Origin of the sequence: Methylocystis sp. (assembly GCF_050251305.1) — a bacterium.
Taxonomy (GTDB): domain Bacteria; phylum Pseudomonadota; class Alphaproteobacteria; order Rhizobiales; family Beijerinckiaceae; genus Methylocystis.
In genome coordinates this window covers 1-13,256 of the sequence record NZ_JBFWNB010000019.1, presented here as the reverse complement: position 1 = coordinate 13,256, position 13,256 = coordinate 1, and the positions used below count along the sequence as shown (strand labels likewise).

The following is a 13,256-nucleotide window of genomic DNA, read 5'->3' as shown; positions in this document are numbered from 1 at the left end:
CGCACGATGCGCAGCGACGTTGTTCGACTCTATAAGGTTGTTCACACGTGGACAGGCATCACGACCGGGATGTTTCTGTTCATCGCCTTCTACGCCGGCTCCATCACGGTTTTTGCGGAGCCGCTCGCGCGCTGGGTCGCAACGCCGGCGCCGGTCCGGCTCACCCCGCTCGCGCAGTCGGATGAACTGATCGCGCGCACGCTTGCCGCGCGCCCCGACGCAGCCAAGGAATTCACGCTCCATTTGGGGATGACCGAAGATCTTTGGGCGCGGCTCACATGGCGAAAAACCAGAGACGATAAGGCGCCCTGGTCTGCGGATCTTTCTCCCAAAGGCGACTTGCAACTCTCTCGGTCAGATCGGTCGAGCCTTGCCGACTTCGTCGACAATATTCATCGGACCGCCGGCATTCCCGGCGCCAAAGACATTGGCGAAACGATCATGGGCGTCGTGAGCGCGGTCTATGCCGTCGCTCTCGTCTCAGGGCTGATCATCGTTCTGCCTTCGCTCGTCAAGGATCTCTTCGCCTTTCGTATCGGTCCAAATCTCAAGCGGATGTGGCTCGACGCGCATAATGTCGTTGGCGTCGTCAGCCTTCCGTTCCACATCGTCATCGCGCTCACGGCCGTCGTCTTCTGTCTGCATGAGCAACTCTACGATGCGCTCGATCATGTCGTCTATGACGGCGGTCTGAAATCGGTCATCGGCGCGAGCAATCCGTTCACCGCGATCAAGAAGGACGACGGGCCCGCGCCCATGCAGCCCGTCGATGCGTTGCTCGAGCGGGTGAAAGCGACATCGCCGAGTTTCGTCCCGGTCGAGATGCGCTATCGGAGCGCCGGTTCGCGCGGCGCGTCGGTTCAGGTTTGGGGATACGACACGAGATATATGACGAGAGGCAAGGGGTTTGCGGTCCTCAGCCCGGTCACCGGAGAGATTGCGAACACCGACTATCTGCCCGGCAAAGAGGGGACGTGGACGGGCGTCGTCGCGACGTTCTTCGCGCTGCATTTCGCGACGTTCGGCGGCGACATCGTCCGCGCCTGCTATTTTCTGCTCGGGCTCGCCGGCGCCTTTCTCTTTTATTCCGGCAATTTGCTCTGGATCGAGTCGCGCCGGCGAACCGAGCGGCGCAATGGCGGGCCTGTCGATCAGAAGACATCGACGCGCATGTTGTCCTCGGCCACGGTCGGCGTCTGCCTCGGCGCGATATGCGCGATCTCCATTTCGATCGTGGCGGCGAAATGGGCGAACGGCCGCGTCGCGAACATCGACGCCTGGCACAATGGCGTCTACTACTCCGTATTCCTTGCGAGCGTCCTCTGGTCCTTCATTAGAGGGGGCGCCCGGGCGAGCGTTGAGCTTCTCTGGCTGGCTGCGCTTGCGACGGCTGCGATCCCGCTTACGACGCTGGCGAGCTGGATCTTGCCTGCGCTCCGTCTGCAACCCTCGGCGAGCATGGCGGCGCTCGGCGTCGACCTTGTCGCGCTTGGCGCCGCCTTGTCCTTCGTCTGGATGGCGATCGCCGCTGCGCGTCGCGTGAAATTTGGACCGGCGGACAGCGTATGGGCTGCGCCGCGCGGCTCGGCCGAGAAGGCCCGCGAGATAACGACGCCGTGCCGGCAATTGTTGGAGACGCGTTTCGGCAACAACGTTGGATCCGATCGTTGGTGGCGTCGAGTCGCTGCGGAGGGATGTCCGATCATTTCGACCACAGGCAAGGACCGCGCGCGCGTCTCATTCCTGTGGCGCGACCCGCAAGGCGACAGGACGCGTTCGACGACGCGAAGCGTCTTTATCGATGTCTGCTCGGTGACCGATCACCATGGCGGCGGTCCTGTTTCGCTAGAGCGGATTGGCGACTCTGATGTCTGGCATTGGTCCTTCGAGGTCGAAGCCGACTGGCGCGGAAGTTACAGCTTCATTCCTGTCGACGACGAACATCTTCCGCCGAGCGGGGGCCGCCCAGATAGCGACGTCGCAATCAGGAAATGGTGGCGCTCGGCGTTGACGCGCGCACAGACGGATCCGTTGAATCCGGGCGTTTGTCATGTCGGCCTGCGTGGTCAGCCATTTTCCGCCGTCCATCTTCCCAAGGCGCCGTTCCAAAGGGCGTGGCGCGACGTCGATCGCAAAAATCGGCCTGCCGCCGATCCGAGCCGACTGCGTCAACTCTCGTGGGACAGCGCGCGGCTGCGCAACACTCGCCGCATTTGGATTTTTCGCACCGGCGAAGCGGTTGGCGCGCGCGAACTGCCGCTTGTCCTGCTCCTGGACGGACAATATTGGGCCGAGGCGATGCCCATCTTTTCGGCTCTGGATAATGACACGCAGGCCGGCTTGCTGCCGCCGTGCGTCTATGTGCTCATCGACTCGCTCGACGCGGACATGCGCATGCGGGAACTCGCGTGTGACGACGCATTTCTCGAGGCTGTTCAGCACGAGTTGCTGCCGTTAGTGGCCCGCGTCGCGCCTTGCGTGCGTGACCCGCGTCGGACCGTTATCGCCGGGCAGAGCCTCGGGGGGCTCGCGGCGCTTTTTGCCGGCCTTCGCGCGCCGGAGCGCTTTGGCTGCGTGCTTGCGCAGTCCGGCTCCTTTTGGTGGCCGGGGGATTACGCGCGTGACGGCTCGCGTCCTCAGCTGCCGCTCCCGCCGGACGATACACCGGACATCATCGCCAGTCTCATCGAAAACAGCGAAAGTTCATCATCTCCTCTGCGCGTGTTTCTCGAGGCTGGCAGCTTCGAAAAAGTGATCCGGCCAGCAGGCGACCGCATCCATCTGGCGCTCACCGGGGCCGGGCATGACGTCCGCTGCCGCATCTATACGGGCGGTCACGATCCGCTCTGCTGGCGCGGCGGATTGCTCGACGGACTGTCCTTTCTGCTGGCCGATCATTGCGCGGCCTCGGCGCGTGCGGCGGCGACGCAGCCGGACGTTTCGGCGTTGGCGGTTTCAAATGCGACGGAGTGAGCAAATGGACAACGCTCAGCAGAATCCATTCGACGACGACAGCCTGACGTTTTTCGTTCTGGTCAATTCCCAAGGCCAACACAGTCTGTGGCCGACATTCGCGCCGGAGCCGGCAGGCTGGCGGCAGTCGTTCGGTCCGAGCGACCGAAACGCCTGCCTGAAATTTATCGATGAGCATTGGACCGACATGCGTCCGCAATCGCTCCGAGACGCCTCCCGTTCACGCTGACCGGCATTCTCATAGGCGGCATGTTCTGTTGAAAGGAACGACTGTGCTTCTGGCTTCGCCTTCGCGGCCTTCCCTGTCGAATGAACTTGAGCTTCCGCTCACGGCTGCGCAGCCCGGCATCTGGATGGGCGATCAGGTTTCTTCCACGCGAAACGCCTTCATCGTCGCGCAATATGTCGAGTTGAACGGCCAGGTCGATGTCGAACTTTTCCGCCAGGCCATTCGCATCGGCCTTGCTGAGGCGGACACGGTTCACGCGCGCTTCGTCGAGAAGGACGGCCGGCTCTCGCAGATCATTCCGGAGCGCCGAAATGCGGCGGATCTGCCTGAACCCGACGTTGTTGACCTGAGCGGAGAGCCGGATCCGGACGCCGCGGCGCTTGAATTCATGCGCGCCGATCTGTCGTCATTCTTGCCGGTTGACGGCGACGTTTCGCTCTATCGCCATATTCTGATTCGTCTTGGCGAAACATCGGACGGCGAACGGTGGTTCTGGCATCAGCGCTACCACCATCTGATGGTCGATGGTTTCAGCTTCACCGCGATCGCGCGGCGGATCGCGGAAGTCTACACGGCGCTGAGACGGCGCAAGCCCATCGGCGACTCGCCTTTCGTCTCCTTCGCCGAGGTGGTGGAAGAATATCAATCTTACGAGGGCTCGAAGGCGCAGGAGACGGATCGCCTGTTCTGGCTGGACCACGCGCACGATCTCCCGGCCCCGATCGCATTGTCGCAGCCGAGCGCAAAGATCTCGCAGGCGGCGGATCTCTCATTGCCGTTGCGCCGCAGAGTTTCCTTTCCGTCGCGGGTTATGGCCGCCTTTGAGGCGCAAGGCGCTGCGGTTCGCGTCGCCGGCGTCGAAATGGCGATGGCGGCCGTCTTTGCGTATCTGCATCGAATGAGCGGCGCGGCGCGACTGACAGTCGGCATGCCCTTCATGCGGCGCATGGGGTCCATCGCGCTTTTCGCCGTCGGTCCTGTGGTCAACGTCCTGCCCATACAGCTGAGCCTCGATCCATCGATGTCGCTGGCGCAGACCGCGAGAGCGCTCGCTTCGGAATTGAAGACGGTTCGCCGGCGCCAGCGTTATGAGGCGGAGCAGCTTCGGCGCGATCTCGGATTGGTCGGTTCGGACCGCGCGCTCTACGGGCCGATGCTCAATCTCAAAATGTTCGATTACCGGCTCGATTTCGACGGCGTCGTGGGCGTGACGCATCAGCTGGCGTCAGGACCCGTCGAAGATATGGAGATCGACCTTTATGTCGACGAGGACCGGCTGACGATCGACCTCGTCGCGAATTGCGACCGCTATCAGCAAGACGAACTGGAGCTGCATGCGAAGAGGCTCGCCGGTCTCGTCGAGCGCTTTGCGGAAGATCCCGACCTCGCGATCGCGGCGGCGCCACTCTTGACCGAAGACGAGCGCGCGCTGATTGCGGCGGCGAACGCCACGGCAAAGGAGGTTCCGCGGCTGACGTTGCGCGACATGCTCGCCGCACAGGCCGCGAAGACGCCGGATGCTACGGCGCTCGTCGATAGGGACCGTCGGCTGACCTATCGGGAGGTTCGGCGGAATGTCTCCCGACTGGCGCAAATGCTCGCCGACGCCAGGGTGACCGCCGGGGACCATGTCGCGATCGCGCTTCCGCGCACGGTTCACCTGAGCCTCGCCATCATGGCCGTGCTGGAGACCGGCGCCGCGTACCTGCCCCTCGACATCAATTATCCCGACGAACGGCTCGCCTATATGGTCGAGGACGCAGCGCCGCGCTTGATCGTCACCAGCGCGACGCTGCGAAGCCGGTTCGAAGAGATGGGTCCGGTTCTGATCTTTGACGACCTCGCGCATGACGTCGAAGAGCGTTGCTTTACGCCGAGGACCGCGTGCGCGCCCGATCATCCGGCCTATATCATCTACACTTCAGGCAGCACGGGAAAGCCGAAAGGGGTCCTGGTCTCTCACGGCGCGGCGGTCAATCTCCTATTCTGGCTTCAGGACGAATATGCGCTGAGCGCCGACGACGTGGTGCTGCAGAAGACGCCCTGCAGCTTCGACGTCTCGGTCGGCGAGTTCTTCTGGCCACTGACATGCGGCGCGCGTCTCGTTATGGCGCCGGAAGATGTGGATCGCGACCCGGAAGCTCTGCTTCACGCCATTCGCGACTATGGGGTCACCACGATGAATTTCGTGCCCTCGTTGCTTGCGGCGTTTGTCGCCGGCGCGCGGGGCAGGGCGAACGCCAAGCGCGACGCCGCGAGTCTGCGCGCCGTTTTCTGTATCGGCGAGGCCCTTTCAAGGGAGCTCGCCGAAGCTTTCGAGGAACTGTTTCACGCTCCGCTCCATAATGTCTACGGGCCGACCGAAGCCACGGTCGAAGTCACCTATCAGCCTGCATTCGGGCCGGCGCTCGCATCGGCGCCGGGACCGAGCGTGCCGATCGGCCGGCCTCTGTGGAACACAGGCTTGCGCATATTGGACGCGCGTCTGCGTCCCACGCCGATCGGCGTCGCCGGCGATCTCTATCTGACCGGGGCGCAACTCGCCCAGGGCTATTGGCGCCGCGCGTCTTTGACGGCAGGACGTTTTGTCGCCGACCCCGAGGCGGACGGCGAACGCATGTATCGCACGGGCGACATCGCCCGCTGGCTTCCCAATGGCGCGGTCGAATATCTTGGCCGCAGCGACGATCAGCTCAAGATTCGCGGCCAACGAATCGAGCTTGGCGAAATCGAAAGCGCCTTGCGGGAGCAGCCCAGGGTCGGGCAGGCGGCCGTCGTCGCCCGCATTCTCGGCGGCGCCGAATCGTCGGCGCTCGGTTCCGACGCGCGCCAGTTGATCGGCTATGTCACGCCCGCAACGCCAGGCGACGAAATCGACGGCGAAGCGCTGCGCGCGTCTCTCGCGAAGCGTCTTCCTGCCTATATGACGCCAGTGACAATTGTGGCGTTGCAGGACTTTCCGCTGAGCGCCAATGGCAAGCTCGATCGGAAAGCCTTGCCTGATCCGTCCCAAGCCGCGCAACCGAAGAGCCGTCCGCCGCTTCCAGGACCGGAGACGATGCTGGTTGAACTCATCTCCAGCATCTTGCGGGTGGATGACGTCGGCGCCGACGACGACTTCTTCTATCTCGGCGGCGACAGCATTTCGGCGATCGGTCTTTGTGCGGCGCTGCGGCGGCGCGGCGCCTTGTTGCGTCCGCGAGATATTTTCGAATGCCGCAGCGTCGCGCGCATGGCGCAAGCCCTCGCGTCACACTCCGAAGCGGCGCCCACGACTGCAGGTGAAGCGACCGAAATCAGCGACGCGGAACTCAACGCGCTGCGTGAGCGTCACGGACCGATCGACGCCGTACTGCCCGTTTTGTCTTTGCAGGAAGGGCTGCTGTTTCATGCGCGGCTCGGAGAGCGGGCGAGCCGCTACAACGCGATTTCCCGTTTTGATTTCCACGGTCCCCTTGACGTCGAAAGGCTGAGGGATGCGCTGGAGACGCTGCTCCGTCGCCATCCTCAATTGGCGGCGATTTTCGATGTTCAACACGGCGCGCCGCTGCAGATACTGCCGCGGATCGACGAAGATTCAGGCGTGCGTCTCTGGCCATGGAAGCGCTGCAACCTCGACGCCTGCAGCGCAGAGGAGCAGGTCTCCGAGCTCGATCGTCTCGAACGGGAAGAGCTTGATCGAGATCTTCTTGGCCCGGAGTCCGAGGGGCGGATGATGGCGCATGCGACGCTCGTGCGTCTCGCCCCTGACCGGCATGCGCTGCTCGTTTGCTCGCATCATTTGATCGGCGACGGGTGGTCGTCGACGATCATGCTGCGCGAGCTGCTCGGCGCCTATGCCGGCCATGTGGCGCCGCCTCTCGCGCCGGATTACCCGACCGTCGTGCGTTGCCTGGCGAATCGCGATCCGTCGCCCGCGCGTCTCGCCTGGCGAGAGGCGCTGCAGGGCGTAGCGCCGACATTGCTGTTTGAAAGCTCCAAGGAGTTCGGCGCCATTCATGAGCTGCCGCTCAGCCTCCGGCCAGGGTTCGCGGAAGAGCTCGAGACGTTGCGCCGCGCCTGCGGCCTCACTCTCAATACGCTGATGCAAGGCGTATGGGGCGCTTTCCTCGCAACGATGACCGGCCGCAACGACGTCGTATTCGGATCGCCGATGTCGGGTCGTTCCGAGGCCGTCGAGGGCGTCGACGCGCATATCGGACTTTTCACCAACACGCTGCCCGTCCGGTTGCAGCTGCGGCCCGATCGGCCGCTCCTCGAACAGCTTGAGAATGTCCAGCAGAAGCAAATCCGCTTGCTGGAGCATGACGGCGTCGGTCTTGGCGAAATTCAAAGGCTGTGCGGCGTCTCAACATTGTTCGACACGCTGCTCGTGGTCGAGAATTATCCGGAAGACGCCAGCCTGTTCGCGGCTGACTTTGGTGGCCTCCGATGCGTCGGCGCGCGCAACCGCGGCTACACGCATTATCCCTTGACGCTGATGGTTCTGCCGGGACGCGGGCTGGAGCTGCGACTCGAATATCGTGAAGGCGTAAATGAGCCTCAGCGTATCGCGCGCCGCATCGTGAGGCTGCTGGAACAGATTGTCGACCATCCGGACACGCCGCTCTCCGTGATGGATTTACTGCTCCCCGAGGAGCAAGAGCTGCTCGCGAGCGTCAACAATACGAAGGTTGAAAGGCATCCGAGCACCCTTTGCGAGCTGCTCGAAGACCAGGCGCAGTGTACGCCGGACGCCATAGCGCTGGTCGACGAGGCCCATACGCTGTCATACCGGGAGGTGCGACGGCAGGTGTCGGCGCTGGCGGGCAAGTTCACGGCGACGGGCGTAACGGCCGGCGACATCGTTGCAATTGCGCTGCCGCGTTCAGTTCGTCTCGTCATCGCGCTGATGGCGGCGCAGGAAGCCGGCGCCGCCTATTTGCCGCTCGACGCCAGCTATCCCGATGATCGTCTGGCTGACATGGCGCGGGACGCTCGACCTCGTCTGATCGTCACGACGCGAGAGCAACAGGAGCGCTTTGAGCGGATGGGCGCGCTGCTCGTATACGAAGAGCTGTTGGACGGCCCGAACCGTGAGATTCCGAAAGCGACGGTTGGTCCGCGCCCGGAAGATGCGGCCTATGTCATCTACACGTCCGGCACGACCGGTCGTCCGAAGGGCGTAACAGTCTCGCACAAGGCGATCGTCAATCGTTTGCGCTGGATGCAGCATGAGTATCGATTGACGGCGGACGACGTCGTTCTGCAGAAGACGCCAAGCAGTTTCGACGTTTCGGTATGGGAATTCTTTTGGCCGCTGATCACCGGCGCTCGCCTCGTCGTCGCGCCGCCGGACGCGCATCGCGATCCGCGCGAGCTGCTTCGGCTCATTCAGGATCATCGCGTCACCGTCATGCATTTCGTTCCGTCGATGCTCGCGACCTTCGTCGCGACGACGAAATCGCAACCCGGCAAAGCGGACTGCGGCAGCCTGCGTCTCGTCTTCTGCAGCGGCGAAGCTCTGTCGAAGGAACTGGTCCGCGCCTATGAGACGATATTCCGCGCGCCGCTGCATAATCTCTATGGTCCGACGGAGGCGGCCGTCGACGTCACCTATCAGCAGGCCTGCGGAGCGGGCGCAGAGGTGGCAGATGAAGCGGCGAGCGTTCCCATCGGCAGGCCCGTCTGGAACACCGCCTTGCGGGTTCTCGACGCTTGGCTGCGGCCGTCTCCGATCGGCGTCGCCGGCGAACTCTACCTCTCGGGCGTGCAACTCGCCGACTTCTATCTCAATCGCCCGTCGCTGACGGCCAGCTGCTTCGTCGCCGATCCCTTCGCCGCCGGCGAAAGAATGTATCGAACGGGCGATATCGTTCGTCGCCTGACCGATGGGACGGTGGAGTATCTTGGTCGAGTCGACGACCAGATCAAGATTCGCGGTCAGCGGATCGAATTGGGCGAAATCGAAAGCGTGCTCCTGGAGCAGCCCGGCGTCGCGCAGGCCGCAGTCATTGCGCGAGCGACCGGCGAACGTGTGGGCGGCGGCGCCGATGAGCGCCAGTTGATCGCCTATGTCGTTCCGGCGAAGGATATGGAGCTGGATGGCGAAGCGTTGCGTAGCGCGCTATCGCGTCGACTGCCTGGGCATATGACTCCGACGGCCGTCGTCCATCTGACGGAATTCCCGCTTAACGCCAGCGGCAAATTGGACAGGAACGCGCTTCCGGCGCCCGGCGAGACGCATCCGCGTCAGGGCCGCAAGCCGCTCCCGGGAATCGAGACGACTCTCGCAGAGATCTTCGCGCGTGTTCTCGCCGTGGATGAGGTCAACGCTGACGACGACTTCTTCGCGCTCGGCGGACATTCGCTGCTCGCCATGCAGCTCGCCGCGGAGCTGGAAACTGAATTCAAAATTCCTGTTTCCGTCGGAGAAATCATCGTCAGCTCCAGCGTGGAGCGCCTTGCGCGCACGCTCTTCGACGAACAGGCGGGCGAAGAGCGAAAGGCCGGTTTCGGCGAAGTGCTGAATCTGCGCTCGGGCGCCGGCGCGTCGCTCTTCTGCATTCATCCCGCCTCCGGCTTCTCCTGGCAGTTCAGCGTCCTTACGCGCTATCTCGAAGGCGATTGCGCCGTGATCGGACTGCAGTCGCCGCGGCCGAACGGAGTCATCGCGACCTGCGAGACGATGGACGACGTCTGCAGGAGACATCTCGAAACGATCCGCAAAATTCAGCCTCATGGGCCTTACCGGCTGCTCGGCTATTCGCTTGGCGGCGTGGTGGCCCAGGCGATCGCCGCGCGCCTTGTCGAAGAAGGCGACGCCATCGAATTCCTCGGCTTGCTCGACACTTATCCCCCGGAAATTCAGGACTGGAACAGGCCGCCGACGGAAGACGAAGAGCGCGAAATTGAAAAGGAGCGCGCGTTGTTCATGAACGCCTCCAAAGACGCTCTCGACTCGGCTCTGGCGAAGGAGAAGGTCGAGATGTTCGGCCATATCATGAGGAATTACGAAGATTCAGTGCGTCTTCTCTCCACCGCGAAGACGGCGCGCTATCCCGGCGCGGCAACGCTATTCGTAGCGAAGCGGACCTTGCCGCTCGGAATGGACGTCCAGGAAACCTGGCGTCCCTATGTGGGGCAGCTCCAGGTCGTTGACCTGGACTGCGCCCACACGGACATTGTCTCTCCGCGCTCCTTGCAGGCTCTGGGACCGATTCTCAATGGCCTGCTGCGCGACAGAGAGGCGAGGGGGAGAGCGCAATGAACGCTCGGCGCCCCGAACGCGCGTCGCCTGAGACGCATAATGAGACCGATGGCGGCTCCTCAAATTCCTGTCGTAAGACGGCGGACGCCGGCACCCCCAAGAGTCGATCGTCTCTGCTGTTGGATTTCAGCCTGCTGCGCGACAACGCGCCGTTTCGCACCATCGTCATCGCGCGAACGCTGTCGGTGTTTTCGCTCGGGCTGCTGACCGTGGCGGTGCCGGTTCAAATTCAGAATTTGACCGGCTCACCCATGCAAGTCGGATTGGCCATGGCGCTCAGCGGCGGCGGCGCTTTGGCCGGGCTGTTGGCGGGCGGGGTGCTCGCGGACCGGTGGGATCGACGCAAGCTCATTCTCTTTGCGCGATCTGTCTGTGGCCTTGGTTTTGCGGCGCTTGCGATCAACGGCTTCAGCGCCGCGCCGTCCGTGCTGGCGATGTATGTGTTGGCCCTGTGGGACGGCTTTTTCAGCGCTCTGGGCGTGACGTCGCTGCTCGCCGCGACGCCCTTTCTCGTCGGTCGCGAAAACCTTGCCGCCGCTGGCGCCTTCAACATGCTGACCGTTCGCATGGGCGGCATACTTTCTCCCGCCATCGGCGGGATCGTCATTGGGGCCGTCGGCGTCGGATGGAATTATGTCGCGGCGACGGTTGGCGCTCTGATCACCATCACTCAGCTCACGCGACTCCCGCCGATGCCTCCCGCTCCACGCGCGCCACAGCATCCGCTGCGCGCGCTGGGGGAGGGCATAGGATATCTCTTCGTCAATCGGCTCGTCGGCGCCGTCGTCGCAGTGGGCGCGCTGGTCAGTCTGGGCGCTGGCGTTCGCATTCTATTGCCGGCGCTGGGCGAGGACGTCTACCGGGTTGGTCCGTCGGGCGTCGGTTTCATGTATTCGGCCGCGCCGCTCGGCGCGACGCTCGCCGCATTGACGAGCGGCTGGCTTGGCGGCTTCGCCGGGTCCGGAGCGCTGTTGCTGGCGAGCGGCGCGGGGGCCTTCGTCGCGCTCGGCGCGCTCGGAATCGCGCACGATCCGTTCATGGCCTTCTGCGCCCTCGCGGTCTTCGGCTACTTGAGCTCAATCGCGTCGCTTCTGCAGTTCACGCTCGTTCAACGCCACACGCCGGATCAGCTGTTGGGGCGCGTCAATGGTCTGTGGGCCGCTCAGGCGGTGACCGGCGACTCTGTCGGCGCGCTCGCGCTTGGATTCCTCAGTCGCGCGCTTGCGCCGCTGTCTGCCGTTCTCATTTTCAGCCTTTTCGCGCTCCTTTCGTGCGGCGCGATGGCGATCGGATTTCGCTCCCTGCGGTACGCCTCGGTTGAGCGACGCGAAGAGATGCCGACGCCGCCCGCCGACGAAGGCCGGCAGCCGGGTTCAGCAACGCTTGGGAAACAGGAAGCTTGATGCGCATTCAGCGCATGTAAGCGGTTTTGAAAGAATGGGACATCGATAGCGATAGAGGTGCGGCATGAATGCGATTGACCTTGCTCCTTCAGTTTCGACTATTGAAGCCAACTCCACCTTCCTGTTCACATCGCCCCATCAAAGCATCCGGGCGTTCGGGGTCGCCGAGAGGATTTGCATGTCGGCGTGCGGGGCGGCGCATTCCGATAGTTTCCTTCAGGCGGAGGTGCAGGATGCGATCGGCCGCGCGCGTCAGGCGGGACAGACGAATCCCATCGTTGCGGGCGCCATTCCTTTCGACATACGTCAGCCTTGCTCTCTGTTCGTGCCGATGAGCTATACGCGTTTCGCAAGAGAGTCGCTGATGCTCGAGCCGCGGCGCGCTGATCAAGCGCCCATCGTGCTCGGCATGCGCAGCCTTCCCGACAAGGATGGCTTCAAGGACGCCGTCACGCGCGCCATTGCGAGTTTTCGCGCCGGGAAAATGTCCAAGGCCGTGCTATCGCGCATTCTCGAAATCGAGCTGGCGCAGCCGATCGACGTCGCGACGATCTTGAGCGCCTTGGTGAAGCAAAATCCAAGCGGCTATCATTTCAAGGCGCCTTTGGCTGACGGCTCCATATTGCTCGGCGCCAGTCCCGAGCTGCTGATCCGCAAGGATGGAGCCTCTATTCATTCCAATCCTTTGGCCGGCTCGACGAAACGCCGACAGGATCCGGACGAGGATCGGCTCGCGAGTCGCAGCCTTCTGCAGTCGAACAAGGACAATTTCGAACACCGGCTCGTCGTCGAGGACATACAGGAAGCGCTGGAGCCTGTGTGCAAAGCGCTCACCGCGCCCGCAGAACCGGCGCTCATGAACACGCCGACGATGTGGCATCTCTCGACCTTGATCACCGGCGAGCTTGTGAACCGGCAGACGTCGGCGCTTCAACTTGCCTGTCGATTGCATCCGACGCCCGCCGTTTGCGGCTCGCCCACCGCCGAGTCGCGCTCGCTGATCTGCGACCTTGAGCCATTCGATCGCGGCGTTTTCAGCGGCGCGGTCGGCTGGTGCGATTCAGAGGGCAATGGCGAATGGGCGGTCGCGATTCGATGCGGCACGGTCAGGGAAAATACGATCAGACTCTTCGCCGGCGCCGGCATCGTCGAGGCGTCCGATCCCGAGTCCGAATGGGCGGAAACCGAAGCCAAGCTCGGGACCATGCTGCGCGCCTTTGGCATTGAGACCGGCGAGCGCCCTCCATGCCAATAGAGTTCACCCCCTGGCCCGAAGCGTTCGTCCGAAAATATCGCGAACAGGGCTATTGGCGCGGCGCGCCGCGGACGGAGTTTTTTCAGTCCGCGCGCCGGCGCGCCCCCCCCCCGATCGCGCGGTTTTGCGGCGATCGACATTTCAAAT

Annotated in this window: 5 protein-coding genes; all 5 read left to right on the top strand. The window is 63.4% G+C overall.

Annotation, left to right across the window (positions count from 1 at the left end; translation table 11 throughout):
* The first annotated feature begins 6 nt into the window (after positions 1 to 6).
* The 5 genes from fes (at position 7) to AB7F41_RS08450 (ending at position 13,109) form a co-directional block, all read left to right on the top strand.
* Entirely contained in the window at positions 7 to 2,973 is a 2,967-nt protein-coding gene (fes, locus tag AB7F41_RS08470) for an enterochelin esterase (RefSeq protein WP_428383118.1), read from the top strand.
* Positions 2,974 to 2,977: 4 nt separating this feature from the next.
* Positions 2,978 to 3,202 (top strand): MbtH family protein, encoded by a 225-nt coding sequence (locus AB7F41_RS08465; RefSeq protein WP_428383120.1) that lies wholly within the window; start codon positions 2,978 to 2,980, stop codon positions 3,200 to 3,202.
* Positions 3,203 to 3,245: 43 nt separating this feature from the next.
* The gene (locus AB7F41_RS08460; protein WP_428383121.1) at positions 3,246 to 10,451 is read left to right on the top strand and encodes an amino acid adenylation domain-containing protein; all 7,206 of its coding nucleotides are present in this window, start codon (positions 3,246 to 3,248) and stop codon (positions 10,449 to 10,451) included.
* The gene (gene entS / locus AB7F41_RS08455; RefSeq protein WP_428383123.1) at positions 10,448 to 11,854 is read left to right on the top strand and encodes an enterobactin transporter EntS; all 1,407 of its coding nucleotides are present in this window, start codon (positions 10,448 to 10,450) and stop codon (positions 11,852 to 11,854) included. The genes AB7F41_RS08460 and entS overlap by 4 nt, the downstream gene beginning before the upstream one ends.
* Before the next feature lie 64 nt (positions 11,855 to 11,918).
* Entirely contained in the window at positions 11,919 to 13,109 is a 1,191-nt protein-coding gene (locus AB7F41_RS08450) for an isochorismate synthase (protein WP_428383125.1), read from the top strand.
* Positions 13,110 to 13,256: the final 147 nt, after the last annotated feature.

Coding starts and splice junctions, on each gene's coding strand:
- AB7F41_RS08465 (WP_428383120.1), top strand. CDS start 2,978: ATGGACAACGCTCAGCAGAATCCATTCGACGACGACAGCCTGACGTTT.
- entS (WP_428383123.1), top strand. CDS start 10,448: ATGAACGCTCGGCGCCCCGAACGCGCGTCGCCTGAGACGCATAATGAG.
- fes (WP_428383118.1), top strand. CDS start 7: ATGCGCAGCGACGTTGTTCGACTCTATAAGGTTGTTCACACGTGGACA.
- AB7F41_RS08450 (WP_428383125.1), top strand. CDS start 11,919: ATGAATGCGATTGACCTTGCTCCTTCAGTTTCGACTATTGAAGCCAAC.